The organism is Roseateles sp. P2_H4 (genome assembly GCF_056403315.1).
On record NZ_JBFUFR010000008.1, the window covers coordinates 139,462 to 162,889 of the forward strand.

At 67.5% G+C, this 23,428-nt stretch carries 26 protein-coding genes; 13 read left to right on the forward strand and 13 right to left on the reverse strand.

Translation table 11 applies throughout. From position 1 onward, the window contains the following. Nucleotides 1-25: 25 nt before the first annotated feature. Genes AC1DW3_RS08585 through AC1DW3_RS08600 form a run of 4 tightly spaced genes read right to left on the reverse strand, consistent with a single transcriptional unit; the run spans nucleotide 26 to nucleotide 2,920 of the window. Nucleotides 26-550 (reverse strand): pilus assembly protein PilP, encoded by a 525-nt coding sequence (locus AC1DW3_RS08585; protein WP_477930477.1) that lies wholly within the window; start codon nucleotides 548-550, stop codon nucleotides 26-28. Then, the gene (locus tag AC1DW3_RS08590; RefSeq protein WP_477930478.1) at nucleotides 547-1,236 is read right to left on the reverse strand and encodes a type IV pilus inner membrane component PilO; all 690 of its coding nucleotides are present in this window, start codon (nucleotides 1,234-1,236) and stop codon (nucleotides 547-549) included. Before AC1DW3_RS08590 ends, AC1DW3_RS08585 begins: the two co-directional genes overlap by 4 nt. A gap of 5 nt (nucleotides 1,237-1,241) precedes the next feature. Then, nucleotides 1,242-1,844 carry a PilN domain-containing protein gene (locus tag AC1DW3_RS08595; protein ID WP_477930480.1) on the reverse strand — a complete coding sequence of 201 codons (603 nt, stop codon included), beginning with the start codon at nucleotides 1,842-1,844 and terminating at the stop codon, nucleotides 1,242-1,244. Further along, on the reverse strand, nucleotides 1,841-2,920 hold the full coding sequence (locus AC1DW3_RS08600) for a pilus assembly protein PilM (RefSeq protein ID WP_477930482.1): 1,080 nt from the start codon (nucleotides 2,918-2,920) through the stop codon (nucleotides 1,841-1,843). Before AC1DW3_RS08600 ends, AC1DW3_RS08595 begins: the two co-directional genes overlap by 4 nt. A gap of 359 nt (nucleotides 2,921-3,279) precedes the next feature. Here AC1DW3_RS08600 and AC1DW3_RS08605 point away from each other — a divergent pair, with 359 nt between their 5' ends. Continuing rightward, a complete protein-coding gene (locus AC1DW3_RS08605; protein WP_477930484.1) occupies nucleotides 3,280-5,598 on the forward strand; it encodes a penicillin-binding protein 1A in 2,319 nt (772 codons plus the stop codon). 4 nt (nucleotides 5,599-5,602) lie between these two features. Here AC1DW3_RS08605 and cyaY read toward each other — a convergent pair whose 3' ends face one another. Next, nucleotides 5,603-5,935, reverse strand: coding sequence for an iron donor protein CyaY (gene cyaY, locus AC1DW3_RS08610; RefSeq protein WP_477930485.1), 333 nt, complete (start codon nucleotides 5,933-5,935; stop codon nucleotides 5,603-5,605). A gap of 11 nt (nucleotides 5,936-5,946) precedes the next feature. On the opposite strand from cyaY, the gene lptM reads away from it, so the two are divergent. Next, complete coding sequence (lptM, locus tag AC1DW3_RS08615; RefSeq protein WP_477930486.1) at nucleotides 5,947-6,072, forward strand: LPS translocon maturation chaperone LptM; 126 nt, start codon at nucleotides 5,947-5,949, stop codon at nucleotides 6,070-6,072. Here the strand turns inward: lptM and AC1DW3_RS08620 are convergent. From AC1DW3_RS08620 to AC1DW3_RS08645, 6 genes are all read right to left on the reverse strand, one after another. Further along, entirely contained in the window at nucleotides 6,069-7,064 is a 996-nt protein-coding gene (locus AC1DW3_RS08620; protein WP_477930488.1) for an ABC transporter ATP-binding protein, read from the reverse strand. The two genes, lptM and AC1DW3_RS08620, sit on opposite strands and share 4 nt — an antisense overlap. Then, nucleotides 7,061-8,050 carry an ABC transporter ATP-binding protein gene (locus tag AC1DW3_RS08625; protein WP_477930490.1) on the reverse strand — a complete coding sequence of 330 codons (990 nt, stop codon included), beginning with the start codon at nucleotides 8,048-8,050 and terminating at the stop codon, nucleotides 7,061-7,063. The genes AC1DW3_RS08620 and AC1DW3_RS08625 overlap by 4 nt, the downstream gene beginning before the upstream one ends. Next, complete coding sequence (locus tag AC1DW3_RS08630; protein WP_477930491.1) at nucleotides 8,050-8,994, reverse strand: ABC transporter permease; 945 nt, start codon at nucleotides 8,992-8,994, stop codon at nucleotides 8,050-8,052. Before AC1DW3_RS08630 ends, AC1DW3_RS08625 begins: the two co-directional genes overlap by 1 nt. Before the next feature lie 82 nt (nucleotides 8,995-9,076). Further along, complete coding sequence (locus AC1DW3_RS08635; RefSeq protein ID WP_477930493.1) at nucleotides 9,077-10,054, reverse strand: ABC transporter permease; 978 nt, start codon at nucleotides 10,052-10,054, stop codon at nucleotides 9,077-9,079. A 174-nt stretch (nucleotides 10,055-10,228) separates the two neighbouring features. Then, nucleotides 10,229-11,434 carry a porin gene (locus tag AC1DW3_RS08640; protein WP_477930495.1) on the reverse strand — a complete coding sequence of 402 codons (1,206 nt, stop codon included), beginning with the start codon at nucleotides 11,432-11,434 and terminating at the stop codon, nucleotides 10,229-10,231. 189 nt (nucleotides 11,435-11,623) lie between these two features. Further along, on the reverse strand, nucleotides 11,624-12,646 hold the full coding sequence (locus tag AC1DW3_RS08645; protein WP_477930496.1) for a porin: 1,023 nt from the start codon (nucleotides 12,644-12,646) through the stop codon (nucleotides 11,624-11,626). 217 nt (nucleotides 12,647-12,863) lie between these two features. On the opposite strand from AC1DW3_RS08645, the gene coq7 reads away from it, so the two are divergent. Then, complete coding sequence (coq7, locus tag AC1DW3_RS08650) at nucleotides 12,864-13,505, forward strand: 2-polyprenyl-3-methyl-6-methoxy-1,4-benzoquinone monooxygenase (protein WP_477930498.1); 642 nt, start codon at nucleotides 12,864-12,866, stop codon at nucleotides 13,503-13,505. 11 nt (nucleotides 13,506-13,516) lie between these two features. On the opposite strand, the gene AC1DW3_RS08655 is transcribed toward coq7, so the two are convergent. Continuing rightward, nucleotides 13,517-13,948 carry an OsmC family protein gene (locus AC1DW3_RS08655; RefSeq protein ID WP_310263339.1) on the reverse strand — a complete coding sequence of 144 codons (432 nt, stop codon included), beginning with the start codon at nucleotides 13,946-13,948 and terminating at the stop codon, nucleotides 13,517-13,519. Between the two features lie 316 nt (nucleotides 13,949-14,264). On the opposite strand from AC1DW3_RS08655, the gene ilvA reads away from it, so the two are divergent. Beyond that, nucleotides 14,265-15,785 (forward strand): threonine ammonia-lyase, biosynthetic, encoded by a 1,521-nt coding sequence (gene ilvA, locus AC1DW3_RS08660; RefSeq protein WP_477930602.1) that lies wholly within the window; start codon nucleotides 14,265-14,267, stop codon nucleotides 15,783-15,785. Nucleotides 15,786-15,817: 32 nt separating this feature from the next. After that, complete coding sequence (locus AC1DW3_RS08665; RefSeq protein WP_477930500.1) at nucleotides 15,818-16,891, forward strand: nicotinate-nucleotide--dimethylbenzimidazole phosphoribosyltransferase; 1,074 nt, start codon at nucleotides 15,818-15,820, stop codon at nucleotides 16,889-16,891. A 7-nt stretch (nucleotides 16,892-16,898) separates the two neighbouring features. Here the strand turns inward: AC1DW3_RS08665 and AC1DW3_RS08670 are convergent, their stop codons facing one another. Further along, nucleotides 16,899-17,504: a hypothetical protein gene (locus tag AC1DW3_RS08670; RefSeq protein WP_477930502.1), complete on the reverse strand. Its 606-nt coding sequence runs from the start codon at nucleotides 17,502-17,504 to the stop codon at nucleotides 16,899-16,901. Between the two features lie 53 nt (nucleotides 17,505-17,557). On the opposite strand from AC1DW3_RS08670, the gene gspG reads away from it, so the two are divergent. The 8 genes from gspG to gspN all read left to right on the forward strand — a co-directional run bounded on the left by gspG (nucleotide 17,558) and on the right by gspN (nucleotide 23,428). Further along, nucleotides 17,558-17,992, forward strand: a complete 435-nt coding sequence (gene gspG, locus AC1DW3_RS08675) for a type II secretion system major pseudopilin GspG (RefSeq protein ID WP_477930504.1) — start codon at nucleotides 17,558-17,560, stop codon at nucleotides 17,990-17,992. Beyond that, nucleotides 17,964-18,440 carry a pilus assembly FimT family protein gene (locus tag AC1DW3_RS08680; RefSeq protein WP_477930505.1) on the forward strand — a complete coding sequence of 159 codons (477 nt, stop codon included), beginning with the start codon at nucleotides 17,964-17,966 and terminating at the stop codon, nucleotides 18,438-18,440. Before gspG ends, AC1DW3_RS08680 begins: the two co-directional genes overlap by 29 nt. Next, nucleotides 18,437-18,796 (forward strand): type II secretion system minor pseudopilin GspI, encoded by a 360-nt coding sequence (gene gspI / locus AC1DW3_RS08685; RefSeq protein WP_477930507.1) that lies wholly within the window; start codon nucleotides 18,437-18,439, stop codon nucleotides 18,794-18,796. The genes AC1DW3_RS08680 and gspI overlap by 4 nt, the downstream gene beginning before the upstream one ends. Further along, on the forward strand, nucleotides 18,796-19,542 hold the full coding sequence (locus tag AC1DW3_RS08690; protein WP_477930509.1) for a PulJ/GspJ family protein: 747 nt from the start codon (nucleotides 18,796-18,798) through the stop codon (nucleotides 19,540-19,542). Before gspI ends, AC1DW3_RS08690 begins: the two co-directional genes overlap by 1 nt. A gap of 83 nt (nucleotides 19,543-19,625) precedes the next feature. Next, a complete protein-coding gene (gene gspK / locus AC1DW3_RS08695; protein ID WP_477930510.1) occupies nucleotides 19,626-20,669 on the forward strand; it encodes a type II secretion system minor pseudopilin GspK in 1,044 nt (347 codons plus the stop codon). A 103-nt stretch (nucleotides 20,670-20,772) separates the two neighbouring features. Further along, a complete protein-coding gene (gspL, locus tag AC1DW3_RS08700; RefSeq protein ID WP_477930512.1) occupies nucleotides 20,773-22,020 on the forward strand; it encodes a type II secretion system protein GspL in 1,248 nt (415 codons plus the stop codon). Further along, entirely contained in the window at nucleotides 22,020-22,544 is a 525-nt protein-coding gene (gene gspM / locus AC1DW3_RS08705) for a type II secretion system protein GspM (protein WP_477930514.1), read from the forward strand. Before gspL ends, gspM begins: the two co-directional genes overlap by 1 nt. Next, entirely contained in the window at nucleotides 22,544-23,428 is an 885-nt protein-coding gene (gene gspN, locus AC1DW3_RS08710; protein ID WP_477930516.1) for a type II secretion system protein N, read from the forward strand. The genes gspM and gspN overlap by 1 nt, the downstream gene beginning before the upstream one ends.

Consider the following 23,428-nt stretch of genomic DNA (forward strand, 5'->3'; position numbering starts at 1 on the left):
GACTTATTCTCCTGCGGTGTACTGTTCATCGTCCCTTCTCCTGTAGCTGGAGGGTACTGGTGCGCTCGATCCACTCGCCCGCAGCGTCCTGGACGACTTCTCGCAACGTGATCTCGGTTTCGCTCATCTTGGTGATGCGACCGAAGTTCTGACCGAGGTAGTCCCCGGCCTTGACCTGATACAACAAGTTGTCGACGCGCAACAGCGAATAGCGGCGGTTGTCGCGCGTCAGGCTGCCCACCATGACCATGCCGTCCAGCGGATAGGCTTCCAGCGGTTCCTTGCGGCGGCTGATCTCGGCGGTCAGCAGGGAATTCGGCTGGGCCGCTTCCTGCTTGATGGCGACGCTGAGCTTCTGCGGGCTGTAGGGATCCACGCCGGCGGCCGATTCATACGGCTGCGGCAGGAATTTCTTCGGCGGCAGCAGCGGCGTGACGGTGGTCTTGGCGTCCTTCTGCTCCTGCGCCATCCACTGGCGCAGTTCGTCCATGTCGCTGCCGCAACCGGCCAGCGACAACAGGACTGCGAGGGGCATCAGCAGGCGCTTCATTTCTTGGCTCCCGCCGGCTTGGTCGCGGCCTTCTTCTGCTCGGCGACTTCGGAGGCGTCGAGGTAGCGATAGGTGCGCGCCGTGGCTTCCATGCTGAGAGCGCCATTCGCGTCGCGCGGGCCCGCGGGCGCCACGACGACGAGGTTGTGCAGCGTGACGATGCGCGACAGGTTCGACACATCGGCCGCGAAGGCGCCGATGTCGTGATACCGGCCCGACACCTTCACCGCGATCGGCAGCTCGGCGTAGTAGTCCTTGATCAGCACCTGACCCGGGCGGAACAGCTCGAACTGCAGGCCTCGGCCGACACCGGCACTGCTGATGTCGGACAGCAGGGAGTCGATCTCGGCCTTGCCGGGCAGCTGCTTCTCGAGCTGGGTCACGTACTCCTCGACCTGGCTCTTCTGCTTGCGCAGCTCGGGCAGGTTGACGGCCTGGCCCAGCTTGTTGTGATAGTCCTGGCGCAGTTGCGGCTCGCGGTCGCGTTCGGCTTCCAGGCCGGCCTGCACGTCGGAAAGCACGAAGACATAGCCGGCGATGGCCACCGCCAGCATGACGACCAGCGAGGCCGCGAGCTTGGGCAGCAGCGGCCACTGGCCCGGCTCTTTCGGGTTGAGGCCCTGGAACTGGCTCGCCAGATCGGCGAACCAGGCATTCAGGTCGAACTTGGGTGTGGAGGTCGCCATGGCGGTCAGCTCTTCTTCGGCGCGGAAGCACCCGGCGCGGCTTCGCGCACCGGGCTCTTGATCGAGACCTTCATCGAGAAGTCCAGCAGGCGGCGCTGGTCACGCGTGTTGGTCGTGACGGTGGCGAGCTTGACTTCGATGAGATCCGGCTTCTCCAGCCACTCCGAGCTGCGCGACACATTGCGCAGGAACTCGGACACGCGCTCGTTCGTCTGGGCGATGCCGCTGATGGTGACGACCTTGGCGTCCTGGCGGATGGCGGTCAGGTAGATGCCTTCGGGCGCGAGCCTGGCGAGATCGTTGAGCAACTGCACCGGCGTGTTGCGGTCGGTCTGCAGGTCCTCGACGGCACGCTGGCGCGCCTTCAAGGACTCGATCTCGGCCTTCAGGTCGGCGATGTCCTTGATCTGGGCTTCGAGCAGCGTGATCTGGCCCTGGATGTACTGGTTGTGCGACTGCTGTTCCGCAGTCAGGAACTGCAGCATCAGATAGGCCGCCACGACAAGGCCAGCGCCGACCAGGCCAGCAAAACCCAGGCCCGTGAAGAAGGCCAGCTTGCGCCGCTTGCGCCGCTCTTCGCGGTAAGGCAGCAGGTTGATCAGGATCACTGGAAGAACCTCCGCATCGCGAGGCCGCAGGCGGTCAGATAGGACGGCGCCTCACGCCGCAGCTTGGGCTCGCGCACGGCCGAGCCCATGCCCATGTTCTCGAAGGGATTGACCACCATGCAGGCGAAACCCGTCAGGTCGGTCACGCGCTCCTTCAGGCCAGGCAGCGTGGCCGTGCCACCGGCCAGCATCACGTAATGCACCTTGTGATGCGGGGTGCTGGTGAAGAAGTACTGCAGCGCCCGGCCGATTTCCTGGGACAGGCTGTCGACGAAGGGGTTGAGCACGCTGCTCTCGTAGTCCTCGGGCAGTTCGTTGGCCAGCTTCTTCTGCTCGGCCTCCTCGAAGGAGAAGCCGTACTGCCGTGAGATGAGCTGTGTCAGTTGGGAGCCCCCGAAGGACTGGTCCCGGTCGTAGAGCAGTTCATCGTCGCGCAGCACCTTGAGGCTGGTGGTGTCGGCGCCGATCTCGAACAGCGCGACCAGGGCGTCCTTGCCCTCGTTGGGCAGGGCCATGATGAGGCGGCCCATGGCCATGCGCGAGGCATGCGACTCGATGTCCAGCACGACGGGCCGCAGGCCGGCCGCTTCGGCCAGGCCCTGGCGGTCCTGCACGCGGTCCTTGCGCGAGGCGGCTATCAGCACCTCGACGTCACCCACCGACGTGGGGCTGGGGCCGATGACGCAGAAGTCCAGGCTGACCTCGTCCAGCGAGAACGGGATGTATTGGTTGGCCTCGGCCTCGACCTGCAGCTCGAGCTCTTCCTCGCGCAGGCCGGCGGGCAACAYGATCTTCTTGGTGATGACGGCCGACTGCGGCATGGCCAGGGCCGCGTCGCGGGTCTTGCTGCCGCTGCGCGCAACCACGCGGCGCACTGCGTCGGCGACTTCGTCGAACTTTTCGATCTGGCCGTCAGCGATCCAGCCCTTCTCGAAGGGCTCGCTGGCAAAACGCTCAAGAACGAACTCACCGCTCTTGGTCTGGCTCAGTTCCACCAGCTTGACGCTGGATGAACTGATATCCAGGCCAATCAGGGGGGGGTGCTTGCGACCCAAAAGTGCGTCAAGTATTCCCATGCCCTTTGTTCCCGACACGCGAGTTACGTATCGGACTATTAATAAGTTACTTGAATGCTAGCAGCAAAGCCGTTGACGCCGAACGGAAAAACGGCCCAAGCTGGTAACGCCACGTTGCTAAACATACACGATTCAATTGACTTGCAAGCTACTGAAAAACACATGTGAAGCGGTCGTTTGGCACGCTGCTGGTTGGGCATGCGGGTATACAAGGAGGGCGTGACGGTGCTTCCTATAATCCGCCGCCTCCTCCCAACGCGCCCCTGGGCGCGCGCCGCCGGCTCATGAATGACAAGCTCCGCTCCGCTGCATCCAGTCCTTCACCCGCCGGCACATCCACCTCTCGCCCGCCCATCAGCATGAGTTCGCGCCTCGGCCGCTGGGCCTTGTGGGGTGTGGGCCTGGTGGCTGGCGGCGTGGCGGCCGTCGCCCTGCTGCTGGCCCTGGGCCTGGCCCTGGCCTATCCCAACCTGCCCGACATCAGCGGCCTGACCGACTACCGGCCCAAACTGCCCATGCGCGTGCTGTCCAGCGACGGCGTGCTGCTGGGCGAGTTCGGCGAGGAGCGCCGCAACTATCAATCCATCCAGCAGATCCCCAAGGTCATGCAGGAGGCCGTGCTGGCCATCGAGGACGCGCGCTTCTATCAGCATGGCGGCGTCGACTACCTGGGCATCATCCGCGCGGGCCTGGCCAACGTCGGCGAGTCGCGCAGCCAGGGCGCGTCGACCATCACCATGCAGGTGGCGCGCAACTTCTACCTGTCCACGGAGAAGACCTTCACGCGCAAGATCTACGAGATCCTGCTGGCGCTGAAGATCGAGTCGGCCCTGTCCAAGGAGAAGATCCTCGAGATCTATATGAACCAGATCTTCCTGGGCCACCGCGCGCACGGTTTCGCGGCGGCCAGCGAGATCTACTTCGGCAAGACGCTGGACAAGCTCAGCATCGCCGAGGCGGCGATGCTGGCGGGCCTGCCCAAGGCCCCTTCGGCCTACAACCCGATCAACAACCCGCGCCGCGCGAACATCCGCCAGCAATACATCATCGAGCGGATGTACGAGACGGGTTACATCACCGAAGAGCAGCGCGACGAAGCCAAGGCCGAGAAGCTGCGCATCCGCCCGGTGCAGGAATCGGTGTCGCATGCCGAGTTCGTCGCCGAGGCGGCGCGCCAGCTGATCTTCAACCAGTACGGCGATGAGTCCTATTCGCGCGGCCTGAATGTCTATCTGACGCTGAACAGCGCTGAGCAAAACACCGCCTACCGCGCGCTGCGCCGCGGCATCCTCGACTACGAGAAGCGCCAGGTCTACCGCGGCCCCGAGGCCTATGCCGACCTGCCGAGCGACGCCAAGGAGCTGGACGCCCGCATCGCCCTCGTGCTGGCCGACCACCCCGCCAATGACGAGCTGCTCGCCGCCGTCGTGCTGGAGGCCGACCCCAAGAAGGTGACCGCCGTGCTGCAGAGCGGCGATGTCATCGCCATCATCGGCGACGGGCTCAAGCCCGTCGCCTCCGGCCTGTCGGACAAGGGCAACCCCAAGACCCGCATCCGCCGTGGCGCCGTCATCCGCGTCGTCAAGGCCGTCAAGCAGAAGGACGGCAATGAATGGACCGTCACCCAGCTGCCCGAGGTCGAAGGGGCCTTTGTGTCCCTGGACCCGAAGACCGGCCAGGTGCATGCCATGGTCGGCGGCTTCGACTACAACAAGAACAAGTTCAACCACGTGACCCAGGCCTGGCGTCAGCCGGGCTCCAGCTTCAAGCCCTTCATCTACTCGGCGGCGCTGGAAAAGGGCTTCACGCCGGCCACCGTCGTCAACGATGCGCCGCTGTTCTTCGACGCCGGCACGACGGGCAGCCAGCCCTGGGAGCCCAAGAACTACGACGGCAAGTTCGAAGGACCCATGCCGCTGCGCACGGCGCTGGCCAAGTCCAAGAACATGGTCTCCATCCGCGTGCTGCACTCCATCGGCGTGAAGTACGCGCAGGACTGGATCACGCGCTTCGGCTTCGAGGCCGAGAAGCATCCGGCCTACCTGACCATGGCGCTGGGCGCCGGCTCGGTGACGCCCATGCAGATGGCCCAGGGCTATGCGGTGTTCGCCAATGGCGGCTACCGCGTCACGCCCCAGCTCATCAACAAGATCACCGACAACAAGGGCCGCCTGCTGTACGAAGCCCTGCCCGTCACGCTGAGCGACGACGCCCGCGCCATCGAGCCGCGCAATGCCTTCCTGATGAGCAGCCTGTTGCAAGAGGTCACGCGCAGCGGCACCGCGGCGCGCGCCCAGGCCACGCTGAAGCGCCCCGACATCTACGGCAAGACCGGCACGACCAACGACTCCATGGACGCCTGGTTCGCCGGCTACCAGAAGGACCTCGTCGCCATCGTCTGGATCGGCTATGACCAGCCGCGCAAGCTGGGCGACCGCGAGACCGGCGGCGGCCTGAGCCTGCCGGTCTGGATCGAATACATGGGCTTCGCGCTGAAGGGCAAGCCCGTCGACGAGATGACGCCGCCGGAAGGCATCGTCAACGTCAATGGCGAATGGTTCTACGAGGAGTACACGACCGGCAACGGCGTGCGCGAGCTGTCCAGCGAACCCGCAGCCGTGCCGGGTGCAACGACCGAGGACGAGAAGAAGTCCATCCTAGATCTCTTCAAACGCTAGAGGTTCAGGCGCTGAACGTCAGCGCCTGGCCAGCCTGCTCGCTGGCGGATTTCGACAAGCGGGCAAGGAACTCCTGGCCCTCGCGGTCCACCCACTGCGAGCCGTCCCACTTGAAGTGATAGCCGCCCGAGCGTGCTGCCAGCCAGATCTCCTGCAGCGGAGGTTGGGTGTTCAGCACGATCTTGCTGCCACCGGGCATGCTCAGCTCGAGCAAGCCACCCGTGCGATGGGTGTCGATGTCCACCACATCGCTCTCGAGCCAGCCATCGATCTGCTCTTCGATACGGGCGAGCAGCGCATGGGCCTTGGTGAGGTAGTCGGCGTCGGACAGGGACATAAACTGGGCGGATGAAGAAGACTGCCGTCAGTTTAGGTGCCCTGCTGATCACCCTTACCGTCCTCATGGGTTGCGGGCAGAAGGGGCCGCTGACGCTGCCGAAGCCAGCCGGCGCGGCCTCGGCGCCCACGCGCTAGGCGCGACCCTCTTCCACCGCGTGGCAGGCCACGCGCACGCCCTTGATCTCCAGCAGCGCCGGCCGCTCGGCCTTGCAGCGCACATTGGCCAGCGGGCAGCGCGGGTGGAAGCTGCAGCCGCTGGGGGGTTGAAGCGGATTCGGCACCTCGCCCTGCACCGGCGTGCGGGAGCGGCCGCTCATGTGGATGTCGGGGATCGCATCCAGCAGCATGCGCGTGTAGGGGTGGCGCGGCCGCGCGAACAGCTCGGCCTTGTCGGCCACCTCGACGAGGCGACCGAGGTACATGACGCCGACCTGGTCGGCCACATGGCGCACCACCGCGAGGTTGTGCGAGATGAAGAGATAGGTCAGGCCGCGCTGGCGCTGCAGGTCCTTCATGATGTTGAGGACCTGGGCCTGCACGGATACGTCGAGCGCCGACGTCGGCTCGTCGCAGACGAGAAACTCGGGCTGGGTCGCCAGCGCCCGCGCGATGGAGATGCGCTGGCGCTGGCCGCCGGAGAACTGATGCGGGAACTTCTCGGCATCGGCCGGGTTCAGGCCGACCGAACTGAGCAGCTCGCCCACCTGCCGCCGGGCCTCGGCGTTGTCGGTCACCAGGCCATGCTCGCGCAGCGGCTCGGCGACGATGTCCAGCACCTTCCAGCGCGGGTTCAGCGACGCATAGGGATCCTGGAAGATCATCTGCATGCGCCGGCGAAGCTTGAGCGCGTTCGGGCCGCCCAGCGTCTTGGCGATGTCTTCGCCGTCAAAGCGCACAGCGCCGCGTGTCGTGCCGTAGAGGCCGACCAGCAACCGCGCGACCGTGCTCTTGCCGCAGCCGCTTTCGCCGACCAAGGCCAGCGTCTTGCCGCGCTCGATGCCGAAGGACACGCCGTCCACCGCATGCACGAAGGCCTTGGGCTTGCGTTCGACGACGCGGTTCAGCCAGGGCGGCGACACATCGAAGATCTTGGCGAGGTCCTGCACCTCGACGAGGTGGGTGCTCATCGCACGGCCTCCACGGTGACGGGCCGCCAGCAGGCGGCATTCGTGGCGCCGACCTGGACCAGATCGGGACGCTCGCTGCGGCAGCGGTCGACGACGCGCGGGCAGCGCGGATTGAAGGCACAGCCTGGCGGGATGGCGGTCAGCCGCGGCATCGAACCATCGATCTGCAGCAGGCGTTCGCGATCCTCGTCCATCGCCGGGATCGAGCCCATCAGGCCGACGGTGTAGGGGTGGGCGGGGCGATGGATGACGTCGGCGACCGGGCCGATCTCGGCAATGCGGCCGGCATACATCACCGCGACGCGATCGCAGGTCTCGGCGATGACGCCCATGTCGTGGGTCACCAGCATGACGGCCGCGCCCTGCTCGCGGCAGATCTTCTTCAGCAGCGCAATGATCTGCGCCTGGATGGACACGTCCAGCGCCGTCGTCGGCTCATCGGCGACGATGAGCTTGGGGTTGCCCGCCAGCGCCAGGGCGATGACGACCCGCTGGCGCATGCCGCCCGAAAACTGGTGCGGGAAATGGTCGATGCGCGCTTCCGGTGCCGGAATGCCGGTGGAGGCCAGCAACTCGATGGCGCGCGCGCGCGCCTGGGCACCCGTCAGGTCGAGATGGGTGGTGATGGTCTCGGTCAACTGGCGGCCGACCGTGTAGAGCGGGTTCAGCGAGGTCAGCGGGTCCTGGAAGACAGCGCCGATCTCCTTGCCGCGAATGCGGCGCAGCTGCTCGTAAGGCAGGTTGTCGATGCGGCGGCCGGCCAATCTGATCTCGCCGGCGGCGATGCGGCCCGGCGGATCCAGCAGGCCGATGATGGCCGCACCGGTCAGCGACTTGCCGGCGCCGGATTCGCCGACGACGCCGAGGATCTCGCCCGGCGCGATCGAGAACGAGATGTCGTCCAGCGCCAGCAGCGTGCCGCGGCGGGTCGGGAACTCCACCCGCAGGTGGCTGACTTCAAGCAACGGGGCAGCTGTCATTGCCATTAACGCAGTCGTGGGTTGAGCGCGTCGCGCAGCCAGTCGCCGAGCAGGTTGACGCTGAGCGTGATCAGGATCAGCGTCAGGCTGGGCCAGGCGGTGATCCACCACTCGCCCGAGAACAGGTAGTCGTTGCCGTTGCGGATCAGGGTGCCCAGGGACGGGCTGGTGGCTGGCACGCCGACGCCCAGGAAGGACAGCGTCGCCTCGGTGATGATGGCCGAGGCGATCTGGATGGTGGCCAGCACCAGGACGGGGCCGAGCACATTGGGCAGCACGTGGCGGCGCATGATGCGAAAGCCGCTGACGCCGATGACGCGGGCCGCCTGCACATACTCCTTGTTGCGCTCCACGAGCGTGGAGCCGCGCACGGTGCGCGCGTACTGCACCCAGCCCGTCAGCGAGATGGCCAGCACGAGGACGACGAAGGCCAGCATGTCGGGCGCATGCGGAAACAGGCTGCGGCCGACGCCGCTGATCATCAGCGCGACCAGGATGGACGGGAAGGACAGCATCACGTCGCAGATGCGCATGATGAAGGCGTCGACTCGCCCGCCGACGAAGCCCGCCAGCAGGCCGAGACTGACGCCGATCAGGATGGACAGCAGCACCGACGCGATGCCGACGAGCAGCGAGATGCGTGCGCCATACATCAGCGCCGACAGGATGTCGCGGCCCTGACCGTCGGTGCCCAGCCAATACCTGGGCTCGCCGCCATCGACCCAGGACGGCGGCTTCAACGAATCCATCAGCTCCAGCGTCGCCAGGTCGAAGGGGTTGTGCGGCGCGACGACTTCCGCGAACAGCGCGCAGACGAAGCAGACCAGCGCGATGACGGCGGCCAGCACCGCCACGGGCGAGGTGCGGAAGGAATGCCAGACGTCGCCGTCGAAAAAGCCGCGCAGCGCGGACGTCGACGGTGTGGGGTTGGGATTGGCGTCAACTGCCATGGTCAGTGGCGCCCGGCCGCCCGAAGGCACTGACGCGCCCCTTCGGGGAGCAGAGAGCAAAGCGAGCGTGGGGGCTTCATGTTCAATGCGCTTTGCCCTCGACACGCAGGCGCGGGTCGACGGCGAAATAGAGCAGATCGACGCCGAGATTGATGACGACGAAGATCAGCGAGATCAGACAGAGGTAGGCGGCCATCACGGGGATGTCGGCGAACTGCACGGCCTGGATGAAGAGCAGCCCCATGCCGGGCCACTGGAAGACCTGCTCGGTGATGATGGCGAACGCGATCAGCGAGCCCAGCTGCAGGCCGGTGATGGTGATGACGGGCACCAGCGTGTTCTTCAGCGCATGGCCGAAGTAGACGCTGCGGTTGGTCAGGCCGCGGGCGCGTGCGAAGCGGATGTAGTCGGTGCGCAGCACCTCCAGCATCTCGGCGCGCACCAGGCGCATGATCAGCGTCAGCTGGAAGGCGGACAGCGTGAAGGCCGGCAGGATCAGATGCAGCAGGCCGTCACGGGTCAGCAGACCGGAGGTCCATGTCCCGAAGGCCACGACGTCGCCACGACCAAAGCTGGGCAGCCACTTCAGCTCCACCGCGAACACCCAGATCAGCACGATGCCGATGACGAAATTGGGCAGGCTGACGCCGAACAGGGTGCCCGTCATCAGCAATTGCGCGCTTGCCTTGCCGCGCCGCAAAGCCGCATAGACGCCGAGCGGAATGCCCAGGCCCAGGGCGATCAGACCGGCGACCAGGGCCAGCTCCAGCGTCGCCGGAAAGCGCTCGGCGATGAGCGTCGACACCTTGCGCCCCTGCCTCAGGCTGATGCCGAACTCGCCCTGCGCCGCGTTGGCCGCAAAGCGGGCGAACTGCACCGGGAAGGGCTGGTCCAGGCCCAGGTCCTTGCGCAGCGCGATGCGCTGCTCCTCGGTCGCGTCCTGGCCCAGCAGGTTGGTCACGGGGTCGCCAACGAACTGGAACAGCATGAAGGCGATGAAAGCCACCGACAACATGACGACCAGGGCCTGAACCAGGCGGCGAAGAATGAAGACCAGCATGAAGTCTCTGAAGCGGGCGCGTCACTGCGCCGCGCGAAGGCGGGATCATGGCGAAGCTTGAGGACCGGGGCCTCCCGGGAAAGCCCTAGCGCGCACGAGCGCCGCCACCAATGAAAACGGGCCGCTTTCGCGGCCCGTCGAGACATCTCGCGAGGCCGCAGCCCCGCATCGACATCAGAAGCGGTGACGCAGGCCGAGCATCGCGCCGCCGCGGCGGTTGGCGTTGTTCAGGAACATGACTTCGCCGCTCAGCTTGGTGTAGTCCATTTCGAAGTAAGCGTCGGTACGCTTGGAGAAGGCGTAGTCCACCACGACGGCGAAGAAGTTCGCCTTGGACTTGGTGTTGGCGTCCGTCGAGAAGCCCAGCGCGTTGCGGAAGGGCACCGCCAGGTTCTGCACCGTGCCGTAATGCGTCTGCTCGGTCAGCCAGACGTTGGCGCCGACGTTCAGCTGAGGGGTCAGCTGATAGGTCGCACCAAACATGATCATGGTGCGCTTCTTGATGTCGGCCGAGTCGGTGTTGAACACGTTGGCGCCCAGGATGCCGCTGGTGTAGGCACCGCGCGTCGTCAGCGCGATATTGGCCAGCGAGCCTGCAGCCGCAGAGGCACCGAAGGCCGCAGCGCTGCTCTGGTTCAGCAGCGTGAAGGGGTTCTCGAACTTGTTCTCGCCCCACGATGCGTGCACGTACAGCGGGCCGTCGGTGTAGGACGCGCCCAGCACGGTCGCCTTGATCTTCTTGCCGGTTTGCTCAGTGGCTTGCAGGTAAGCACCGCCAGCACCGAACTTGCCGTCGTTGTAGCGGCCCATGAAGCCGATGGTCTTGTTCGGCTGTGCCGCTGCGGCACCGGCTTGGCCTTCGCCAGCGCTGACCTGGACTTCGGCATAGAAGCTGCCGAACTGGGCCAGGTACTTGACCATATTGTCCTGACGCGCCGTCATGGACATGCCGATTTCGGGCTTGTACGCCTCGATATAGGGCGAGTAGCGGAAGGAAGCGAAGGTCGACGTGTAGACGTCGAACAGGATGTTGTACTGACGGCCGAGACGGATCTGGCCCAGATCGCTGGACTGCAGGCCGACCCAGGCTTGACGCCAGAAATCGGTTGCCGAGGACGCGGCGCCCGTGTCCGAATTCAGGCGGTGCTCCATGTTCACCAGGGCCTTGAGGCCGCCACCCATGTCTTCGGTGACGTTCACGCCCAGACGGCTTTGCGACATGCCGCCAGGAATCAATTGCTTCGGTGCGACGCCAGGATTGACATTGGTGGTGTAACGCGCAGCTGCGTCCACGATGCCATACAGGGTCACGCTGGACTGGGCCCAAGCGGAAGAAGTGCAAGCGGCCAGAGCGGCGACGGCCAGAGTGGCTTTTTTCATCAAGGTTGTCTCCTGCGAAGAAAAGTGAACCTTTTGATTCTCAGGGATGCGCCCTGCCATAACGGCGGCGTTGTTGTTGATTACCCACAGCAATTCCCCTGTCTCCCACGGGACAAATGCCGAGAACAAAAAAAAGCCGCCCGAAGGCGGCTTTGGCTGATTTGGCGGCGACCCGAAGGCCGCGCGTCATCAGAAGCTGTGGCGAACGCCGACGTCGTAGCCGGTGGATTTCTGGCCGTTTGCCGTAGCGGCCGGAGCGCCGCCCAGCGCGAAGCGGGTCGTGCCATCGTTCTTCAGCTCGGCGAACGTCGTGTACAGCGCGGTGCGCTTGGACAGGTTGTAGATGTAGCCGAGAGCGAACAGCTTGGGCGTGCCAACCGTGGCGAAGCCGGCTTCGCCGCTGGTCTTGGCTTGGCTGTAGGAACCCCAAAGCTGGCCTTGGCCCAGCGGAGCCGTCAGGGAGGCCGTCAGGACCTTCTGCTTGCGCGCCAGGTACTTGGATTCCGTGTAGGACAGCGACGGACGAACCACGCCGAAGTCGTAAGCCGCGCCAACCGAGGTCAGCTTGAACTTGCTGCTGTCAGCGGCATTGGACGTGCTGGCATAAGCACCCGACACGTGCAGGGGACCCTGCTTGTAGCCCGCGCGAACCGACTGGCCCTTGTTGGTGCTCGTGCCTTCACCGGCCGAGACGTCCACGCCGCCGTAGAAGCCGCCCAGGTTGGCGGGCAGCGAGTACGACGCCAGGTTGTCGGCGCGGCCGAAGGACGTGCCGTTGCCGCTGCCCAGGTTGCTGTACAGCACGCTGACGCTGCCCAGACCGGTGAACGCGCTCGGATCGAAGTCTTCGATGTGCAGACGCGACACGGTCTTGTTGCGGCCCAGACGGACTTCACCGAAATCGCCGGCCAGGCTGATCGTGGCACGGCGACCCCAGAAGGCGGCACCGCCACCGGCGACGCCCGTGTCGGTGTCGACCTGGGATTCCAGCCAGAAGCCAGCCTTCAGGCCGCCACCGAGATCTTCGGTGCCGCGCACGCCGAAACGGCTGGTGTTCAGACCGCTGGAGTCCAGCTTCTTGACCGTCAGGCCGCCGGTCTTGACAACCTTGATGTCGGCATCGATGACGCCGAACAAGGTCACGGAGGATTGCGCAACGGCTGCGCCGCCGGTCAGACCGAGGACGGCCAGGGCAATCAGAGCTTTCTTCATTCGATACTCCTAGAAATTCATCCGAGACGCCGATCAAACACGGCTCAGCGACTCACCTCCTGTGAGGAAGTGGGCGTATTCCACCAGAGCCAGGGGCCCCTCGGGAATTCACGGATATGAAATTGTGTGTTGCCGTTGCTGGACCACAACGTCACCCCCCATTCATGATTTCTTCATAGCAACACTGCTTAACTGAATGCATCAGCCTGCAAGCAATATGTATCCCCGCACACTGAGTTTCGGGGACCGCTGGCTCAGCGCCCTGGACTCCGGCCTGCGCACTGTTTTTGCGCCCACCCGGGCGGCGCGCCCGTCGCCCGCGCAGGGCATGGAAGCGGCCGCCATGGACCCGCAGCAAACGCGCGAGGCCGGGGCGCTGATGCGCGTCAACCATGTCGGGGAAATCTGCGCCCAGGCGCTGTATCAATCACAGGCCCTGTTCAGCCGCAGCGATGAACTGCGCGCGCATTTCGAGGCCGCCGCGGAAGAGGAGCTCGACCATCTCGCCTGGACGGCCGACCGCATCACCGAGCTCGGCACCCACACCAGTCACCTGGCACCACTGTGGTGGGCCGGCGCCTTTGCCTGGGGCAGCCTGGCCGGCCTGGCGGGTGACAAATGGAGCCTGGGCTTCGTCGTCGAGACCGAACGCCAGGTCGAAGCGCATCTGGCCTCGCACCTGGACCGCCTCCCCGAAGAAGACCTGCCCTCACGCGCCATCGTCGACCAGATGAAGCGCGAGGAGGCCGAGCATGCCGACGCAGCCCTGGCCGCAGGCGCGTCGCCGCTGCCCGCCCCCATCCAGGGCCTGATGCGCGCCGCGGCCAAGGTCATGACGACCGTGGCCCACCAGGTCTGATCAGAACTGGATCAGACTTCAGCGACCTCGAAGGAGGTGCTGATGGCCGAGGTCTTGGCCAGCATGGCCGTGGCCGAGCAGTACTTCTCGTGCGACAGCGCAACGGCGCGTTCGACGATCTCGGGCTTGAGCCCCTTGCCGCTGACGACGAAATGGAAATGGATGGCCGTGAAGACCTTGGGATCGCTGGTGGCGCGCTCCGCCTTCAGCGTCACCTTGCAGCCGCGCACATCGTGGCGGCCGCGCTTGAGGATGAGAACGACGTCATAGGCGGTGCAGCCGCCGGTGCCAGCGAGCACGGTCTCCATGGGTCGCGGCGCCAGGTTGCGCCCGCCGCCGTCGGGCGCCCCGTCCATGGACAGCACGTGACCGCTGCCGGTCTCGGCAACGAAGCTCATGCCACTCGGGCCCTCAGGACCCAGCCAACTGACGGTGCATTCCATGGTCATCTAGAGTCAAAGCTCCAATTCGTTCACGAAAAATATATTGCAGCGCAGCATAACTCGACGCTAAACTGCTTCCCAAGCGAAAACGTTTTCGCACCGATTGTCTCCTCCACCGCCTCCATGGTGGATTCAACCCGAGCTTGCAAAAGCTCGGGTTTTTTTTCGCCGAAGGCAGACAGCGGCGCCGCATCAGGGGTCTCCCCTATCATGCGGCGCCGCAACAAGACTGCATGGAGACCTGATGAGCGCCCCCTCGCGCCGACGCCCGTCCGCCGCCAAGGCGCCGTCTGCCGCCTCATCCCAGGTGCCCGCGATGCTGCCGCCCGGCAGCAGCTATCTGCAGCGAATTCTGAACGCCCGGGTTTACGACGTCGCCCGCGAAACCTCCCTCAGCGCGGCACCCAAACTCTCCAAGCGCCTGTCCAACAAGGTCTGGCTCAAGCGTGAGGACGAGCAGGACGTCTTCAGCTTCAAGCTGCGCGGCGCCTATAACAAGATGGCGCACCTCTCCCCCGAGCAGCGCGCCGCCGGCGTCATCTGCGCCTCGGCCGGCAACCATGCTCAGGGCGTGGCGCTGTCGGCCAAGAAGCTGGGTTGCCGTGCCGTCATCGTGATGCCGGTGACGACGCCGCAGGTCAAGGTCGACGCGGTGCGCGGCCACGGCGGCGAGGTCGTGCTGTTCGGCGAAAGCTTCACCGACGCCTATGGCCACGCCAAGGAACTGGAAGTTGCGCAGGGCCTGACCTTCGTCCACCCCTTCGACGACCCCGACGTCATCGCCGGCCAGGGCACCATCGCGATGGAGATGCTGCGCCAGCATCCCGGCCCCATCGATGCCATCTTCGTCGCCATCGGCGGCGGCGGTCTGATCTCCGGCGTCGCAGCCTACGTCAAGGCGCTGCGGCCCGAGATCAAGATCATCGGCGTGCAGACGACCGACTCCGACGCCATGCTGCGCTCGGTCAAGGCCGGCAAGCGCGTGACGCTCACCGACGTCGGCCTGTTCGCCGACGGCACCGCCGTCAAGCTGGTGGGCGAGGAGACCTTCCGCATCACCCGCGAGCTGGTCGACGACTTCATCGTCGTCGACACCGATGCCGTCTGCGCCGCCATCAAGGACGTCTTCGAGGACACGCGCTCCATCCTGGAACCCTCCGGCGCGATGAGCGTCGCCGCCGTCAAGCAGTACGCCGCCAAGACCGGCGCCAAGGGCCAGACCCTGGTCGCCATCACCTGTGGCGCCAACATGAACTTCGACCGCCTGCGCTTCGTCGCCGAGCGGGCCGAGGTCGGCGAGCATCGCGAGGCCCTGTTCGCCGTCACTATCCCCGAGGCACGCGGCAGCTTCAAGCGCTTCTGCGAACTGCTGGGGCCGCGCAGCGTCACCGAGTTCAACTACCGCATCGCCGACGCCCGGGTCGCCCACATCTTCGTCGGTATCGCCACGGCCAAGCCCGACGACGCCGCCAAGCTGGCCCGCACCTTCAGCAAGGCCGGCTTCGAGACGCTGGACCTGACCCATGACGAGATGGCCAAGCAGCACATCCGCCACATGGTGGGCGGCCGCAGCGAGCTGGCGCGCCATGAGCGTCTCTACCGCTTCGTCTTCCCCGAACGGCCCGGCGCGCTGATGCGCTTCCTGTCCAGCATGCATCCGGACTGGAACATCAGCCTCTTCCACTACCGCAACCAAGGCGCGGACTACGGCCGCATCCTCGTCGGCATCCAGGTTCCCAAGGGTGACGCCGCGGCCTTGCGTGAGTTTCTCGACGGCCTGAATTACCCCTTCGAAGACGAAACCGCCAATCCGGCCTACCGCTTGTTCCTGGGTTGAGTTGAAATGCGGGGTCTGACAACGCCTGCGCCATGACCGTCGCCCAACAGTCGCTGATTTCCCCCACCGCCAATCCCGAGCTGGAAAAGGCCTTGCGCGACCGCGTCGATCGGCGGTCGGCAATAGCCGGCGGCCTCGGCGAACTGGAGCCGCTGGCCGTGCGCCTGGGGCTCGTGCAGAACAGCCTCACACCGCGCTTCCGCGACCCGGTGCTCGGCCTGTTCGCCTCCGACCACGGCATCGTCGTCGACGGTGTCGGCGCCCAATGGGGCCGGGCGACCAAGGACCAGGTCCAGATGGCCCTGCACGCCCAGCTGCCGGTGTCGGTCTTTGCCAGGCTGCAAGGCCTGCACCTGACCGTCGTCGACTGCGGCGTCGCCGAGAACCTGCCGCCCCATGCCCGGCTGCTGGCGCGCAAGGTCTCCCACGGCACGCGCAATGCCCGCACCGCGCATGCGATGAGCCTGGAACAGGCCCACGCCGGCGTGCGCGTCGGCATGGAGATCGCCGACAACCTGCCCGGCAATGTGCTGGCCTGCGCCGCCATGGGCCAGGGCTCGCCGGAATGCGCCGCCCTCATCCTGGCACGCCTGTCTGATCAACCCGTGCGCGACTTCATCGTGTCCGGCCCGACGATGCGCCAGGACGATCTCGTCCATCTGCTCGACGTGCTGCAAGGCGCCTTGGCCCGCCACCGCGACGCCAAGGAGCCCATGGACATCATGGCGGCCTTCGGCGGCCACGAGATCGCCGTCATGGTCGGCGCCATGCTCGTTGCCGCCAGCAAGCGCAGCCTCATCATCGTGGACGGCATCGCCGCCTGCGCCGCCCTCAAGCTCGCGTCATTGATCTGCGCCCCGGTGACCGACTACGCGGTGTTCTGCCGCAGCCATGTGCACCGCGGCCTGGACGAAGCCCTGGCCCTGTTCCATGCGTCCGCGCTGCTGGAACTGGGCATGGACAGCGCCGACGGCACCGGTGCCGCCCTGGCCTGGCCCATGATCCGCGCCGCGGCGGCCCTGCTGACCGATCTGCACGAGGTCGCCGAGGCCCGCGTCGCGGCGCGCCCCGAACCCGGCGCCCACGTGCCGACGCTGGGCGCCTGAGTTCAGCTCAGCGCTGCTGCCCCTCGCTGCGCATGGGCGGCGGGTTCTGCGTGCCCGGCGGCGGCACATCGGCGCGCAGAGGCACGCCCTGGGCATTCGGCGCAAGAATCGGCGGCGGATTCGGGTTGCCGCCCAGCACCACCGGTGAAGGTGCGGCCGCCTGCAACGCGCCCGTCGCCGGGGCTGCCGGCGGGCTGATCTGCAGCACCTGACTCGGCGCTTGGCCCAGGCGGCCCAGGCTGGCGCTGCGCACATCCACACGCAGCAGGCGCAACTCGCCGTCAACGACGGCACCGACACGCACCGTGCGCGCCACGCCGTCCACCTCGATCAGCGCGACGCCCTCGCCGGCCTCGGCCGCCTTGGCATTCTTGGGCGCGACGACGCCGAGCAGACGCAGCCGCGTCGACGCCGCGACTTCGGGCTCGGGCGCGGTCTCGGCCGCCGTGACGCCGAGCAGCCGGCTCAGGTCGACCTGGGCGCCGCGCGCCTCACCGGCCGGCAGCACTGAGGCCGGCATCGGCAGCGGCCGGGCAAACAGCTGCAGGCTCCAAAAAGCCACCGAGCCGCCCAGCAGCAGCCACACCGTAAACGCCATCGTTCGAGCAAGCATGGCCCATTATGATGGCCCGCTCACCGCAGCTCAGCGCTCCCACGCCCCCAGACATGCGTCGCTCCTCTTTCACAGGCACCGTTGCCCGCGGCTTCACGCTGATCGAACTGCTGGTGGTGCTCGTCATCATCGGCGTGCTCGCCGCCCTCGTCGTGCCCAATGTGCTGGACCGTGCCGAAGACGCCCGCGTCACCGCAGCCCGCACCGACGTCAACAACCTGATGCAGGCTCTCAAGCTCTACAAGCTCGACAACCAACGCTACCCGAGCTCGGAACAAGGCCTGGATGCCCTCGTGCACAAGCCCAGCGCCGGCAACCCGCCGCCGAACTGGAAGCCCTATCTCGAGAAGCTGCCCAACGACCCCTGGGGCCACCCCTATCAATTCGCCAACCCCGGCGTGAAGGGTGAGGTCGATGTCTACAGCTTTGGCGCCGACGGCCGCGCCGGCGGCGAGGGTCGTGACGCCGACATTGGCTCCTGGCAATAAGCCGCGCCGCGCAGCAAGCGGCTTCACGCTGATCGAACTGCTCGTCGTGGTGGCGTTGATCGCCATCACGAGCGCCACGATCACGTTGGCCCTGCGCGACCCGCAGGAACTGCAGTTGCAACGCGAGGCCCAGCGCCTGGCCGCACTGCTGGAGACGGCACGCGCCGAAAGCCGCGCGTCCGGCCTGGCTGTGCGCTGGATTCCCAAGGGCCTCAAGAGCGGCGACGACTTCCGCTTCGAGGGCCTGCCGCGCACCATCCAGTTGCCGACGCGCTGGCTCGGCGAGCCGGTGGCCGTGCAGATCGAGAACGCGACCGCCGCCAATCCCGGCCTCAGCCTCGGCCCCGAGCCTGTCATCCCGGCCCAGCGCCTGCGCCTGCAACTGGGCAACCAGCGCCTCCTGCTCGCTACCGACGGCCTCGGCGCCTTCGACGTCATCACGCCATGAAACACGAGCGCGGCTTCACGCTGATCGAGGTGCTGGTCGCCCTCGTCATCGTCGCCATCGCCCTGGGCGCCGGCATCAAGGCCGCGGGCGCCCTGACCAACAACGCCGAGCGCCTGGGCCTCGTCAGCGCCGGGCAATGGTGCGCCGAGAACCTGCTGACCGAGTTGCGCCTGTCGCAGCAATTCCCCGACATCGGCGAATCGCCCTTCGCCTGCGAGCAGCTCGGCCGCAGCTACACCGGCAAGCTCAGGGTCAGCCCCACGCCCAACCCGCTGTTCCGCCGCGTCGATGCCGACGTCATCGACGACCAGGGCCGGCCCGTGTTGTCGCTGTCCACCATCATGGGGAAGTTCTGATGCACCCCTCGCCCAGCCCGGCGTCGCTGAACGCGAGCCAGGCCAGTCGGTCCCCCGAGGGGACGGCGATGCTTGCCGGATCGACCGGCAAGCACATCGTCAGTGCGGGCCGGCTAGGGAGCGGCCCGGCGCTCGGCCCGCGAGTTTCATCAGCCGGCTTCACCCTCGTCGAGGTCCTCGTCGCCCTCGTCATCATGGCGACGATGGCGGCCATGGCCTGGCGCGGTATCGACGCCCTGGTGAGGAGCCGCGAGATCGCCCAGGCGCGCCTGGCCCAGACCGCCCGGCTGCAGACCGTGCTGGCGCAGTGGGAGGTCGACCTGCGTGCGCTGCAGGACAGCCACAGCAGCGTGCAGCCCATCGCCTTCGACGGCGGCAACCTGGTGCTGACCCGTCAGGCACCCACCGGTTTGCAGGTGGTGGTGTGGAGCCTGCGCGAGGGCAGCCTGTGGCGCTGGGAAAGCCCGGCCCAGCGCACCGTGCAGGACCTGGAAGACCAGCGCCAGCGCGGCCTGCAGCAGCTGGCGCAGCGCAACCCGGCCCTGCGCGCCTTCGACGGCGTGGCCGGCTGGCAGTTCTATTGCTACTGGGGCAATGCCTGGAGCAACTGCCAGTCCACCGGCGACCAGGGCCCCCAGAAGCCCGTCAACGGCCCGCCCGCCGGCCTGCGCGTGGCCATGCAGTTCGCCGAGGGCAGCGGCCTGGTCGGCACGCTGACGCGCGAGCTGGAGGTCACCGTCCGATGAAACCGCAGCCCATGAAACCAGGCATTCCGGGCCGAGCGCTGGGCCGCTCCCGAGCCGGCCCGACTGAGGCGGCTTGCGGCTCAATGCCGCGAGCAGCCTCGTCCCCGCAGGGGACCGGTCAGACGCACCGCGTTCAGCGGTGTGCGGCTGGACGAGGGGCTTCACTTCAGCATGGCGCCGCGCTGCTGACGGCCATGATCATCGTCACGCTGATCGCCAGCCTGGCCGCCGGCATGGTCTGGCAGCAGTACCGCGCCGTGCAGATCGAGGCCGCCGACCGCGCCCGCGCCCAGAGCGCCTGGATCCTGCAGGGCGCCCTCGACTGGGCGCGCCTGATCCTGAAAGAAGACAAGAAAAACATCGACCACCTCGGCGAGCCCTGGGCCGTGCCGCTGGCCGAAGCGCGCTTGTCCACCTTCCTGGCCGCCGACAAGAGCGCCACCAGCGACGACGAAGGTCCCGAGGCCTTCCTGTCCGGCAGCATCGAGGACGCGCAGAGCCGCTACAACCTGCGCGCGCTGACCACCGGCACCAAGGTGCCCGAGCTGGAACAGCGCGTGCTGGAACGCCTGTGCAGCCAGGTCAACGCGCCACCGGGGACAGCGGCGGCGATCATCACCGGCCTGCGCGCGGCCTTTCCGGCCCAGGCCGCCAGCGCGGCCAGCGGCCCTGGCGGTCAGAGCAGCGGGCCCCTCATCAGCGAATCCGGCCCCCTGCAACCCGCCGGCGTGGATCAACTGGCCTGGCTGGGCCTGGACGAAGCCACCATCAAGCGCCTGCAGCCCTATGTCGTGCTGCTGCCCAAGGCCACGCCGGTCAACCTGAACACCGCGCCGCGCGAAGTCATCGCGGCGCTGTTCGACGGCGTCGACCTCGCCTCGGCCGAACGCCTGGTGCAGGGCCGCAAGGCCCAGCCGCTGCAGACGGCGGACGACGCCAAGAAGTTCCTGCCTGCCAGTGTCGACATGGGCAGCGACCGCGCCTCGGCGAATTCCTTGTACTTCATCGTCACCGGGCGTTTGCGCCTGGACGAGCGCCAGCTGGAGCAGCGCTCGCTGGTCGTGCGCAACAACCAGAGCATGGACGTCGTCTCCCGCGAGCGCATCAACCAGCTGCTGGATCGGTGATTCCTTGAACTTGAACCCGGCTACAGACTTTCACCGCTCGCCCCACGCCCGGGCCGGGAAGGTCGCGTCCCCCTCCTAGAATGCGCCGCCTCCTGATTCCCCAATGAGCACCCTGCTGCTGTTCCTGCCCCCGCGGACGCGCCTGCGCGCCCTGGGCAAAGCCGCGTCCGCCGCGGCCGAGCTGCCGCGCGCCGACGCGCAGCGCGAGTACGACTACGCGCTGACGCCGGACGGCCGCCAGATCACGGCCGAGGGCCGCGCCGCCCCCGCGGGCCTGCCGGCGGCGGACAGCGTCATCGCCCTCGTGGGCGAGTCCGAGGTCAGCTGGCGCCGCGTCGAGCTGCCGCGCGCCGGCCGCCAGATGCGCGCCGCCCTCGCCGGCAAGCTCGAGGAAGCCCTGCTCGACGACCCCGATACGCTGCACTTCGCGCTCGAGCCCGACGCCCTCGGTGGCGACACCGCCTGGGTCGCCATCACCTCGCGCCCCTGGCTGGCCGAGCACCTGGCCCAACTGGAAGCTGCGCAGATCTTCATCGACCGCATCGCGCCGCTGTCCTGGCCCGACGAACTGGCGCGCGGCCACTTCTTCGAAGCCAACGGCGCGGGCGTCGCCCTGCGCTGGAGCCACACCGAAGGCGTCGCCACGCTGCCGCTGGACGGCGGCCTTGCGCGCCAGCTCTTCCCGCCCGGCCTCGTGCACGCGGCGCAGTGGACGGCCACGCCGGGCGTCGCCACGACGGCCGAGCGCTGGCTGGGCACCACCGTCACGGTGCAGACACCGGCGCAGCGAGCCCTGGCCGTCGTCGACAGCGCCTGGAATCTGCGTCAGTTCGATCTCGCACCGCGCGCCCGTGGCGTGCGCGCGCTGCGCCTCATCAGCCGCGGGCTGATGCGCAAGCCCTGGCAACCGGTGCGCTGGGGCCTGGCGGCCCTGCTCGTCGTGCAACTGCTCGGGCTCAATCTCTGGGCCTGGCACCAGAACCGCGAAGTGGCCGCGCGTCGCGAGGCCGTCACGACGACGCTGACCAGCGCCTTCCCGCAGGTGCGCGCCATCCTCGACGCGCCGGTGCAGATGCAAAAGCAGCTCGATCTGCTGCGCGCCAGCGCCGGCAGCGTCGGCGAACAGGACCTCGAAGCCCTGCTCGCGGCCGCGGCCAGCGCCTGGCCGGGCGACCGCCCGCCCACCGAGGCCCTGGCCTTCGAKCCCGGCCGCCTGACGGTGTCGGCCCAGGGCTGGGCCCAGCCCCAGATCGACAACTTCCGCAACCAACTGCGCAGCGAAGGCTGGCAGCTGGACGCCAGCGAGGGCAAGCTGACCATCAGCCGCGCCAACGCCCAAGGACGCCCCTGATGGCCCGCTTCAATTCCGGCAACGCTGACGGCCTCGCGGCCCAGCTGCAACAGGCCAAGGCCCAGGCCGCCGCGCATTGGAAGGCCCTGGGCGAGCGCGAGCGCCTGGCCGTCGGCGCCATCGGCGCGCTGCTCGGCCTGCTGCTGGCCTGGAGCCTGCTGCTGGCGCCCGCCCTGCGCACGCTGAAGACCGCACCCACCGAGCTCGAAAAGCTCGAGCTGCAACTGCAGCAGATGCAGGCCCAGGCCCAGGAGGCCCAGGCGCTGCGCGCGGCGCCGCCGGTGCCGCCCGACCAGGCCCAGGCTGCGCTGAAGGCCTCCGTCGACCACCTCGGCCCGGCCGCCCGCATGAACCTGGCCGGCGACCGCGCCGTCGTCACACTCAACGGCGTCGCACCCGAACTGCTGCAAGGCTGGCTGGGCGAGGTGCGCGCCGCTGCGCGGGCCCGCCCCGTCGAGGCCCAACTGACCCGCGGCCCCAAGGGTTATTCCGGCACCCTGGTGCTGAGCCTGGGAGGCGCCTGATGGCCTTGTTCAAGAAGCGCAGCGGCCACACGACGCAGCAGATGTCGGACTCGGTGCTGGGTGGCAGCAACTATGGCGGCCGCGCCGTGCGCCACCGCACGCCGCGGCGCTGGAGCGTGGCCGGCGCACTGGTCGGCATCCTGGCCGCGCTCATCGTCTTCGCGCCGGCGAGCTGGCTGGCGCGAGCGCTGGCCTCGGCCACCAACGACCATCTGCTCATCGTCGACACGCGCGGCAGCGTCTGGAACGGCTCGGGCGTGCTCGTGCTGACGGGCGGTACCGGCAGCCGCGACGCCTCGGCCCTGCCCGGCCGCCTGCACTGGCGCATGGCGGTGAAGGGCCTGGGCCTGCAGCTCGCGGCGCGCCAGGACTGCTGCATCAACGGCGACCTCCTGCTGGGCCTCAAGCCCGGCCTGGGCCGCATGGAGATCAGCGTCGACAACCAGGCCGACTGGCTGGTCCGCCTGCCCGCCGGCCTGCTGGCGGGCCTGGGCACGCCCTGGAACACGCTGCAGCTGGGCGGCTCGCTGCGGCTGTCGGCGCGCGAGCTGAAGCTGGAGTCGGTGCAGGGCCGCTGGCGCCAGTTCGGCGAGCTGCAGCTCGACCTGCTCAACCTGTCCTCGCGCGTGTCCACCGTCGCGCCGCTGGGCAGCTACCGTTTCACGGTGACGGCCGACACGGCCAACCCCGGCGTCAGCACGCTGCGCCTGTCCACGCTGGAGGGCGCCCTGCAGCTCTCGGGCGTCGGCACGCTGAACAGTGGTGGCAAGAGCCGCTTCACCGGTGAGGCCGGCGCCGCGCCGGGCCGCGAGGAAGCGCTGAACAACCTGCTGAATATCATCGGGCGCCGCCAAGGGGCGCGCTCCGTCTTGACGATCGGATGA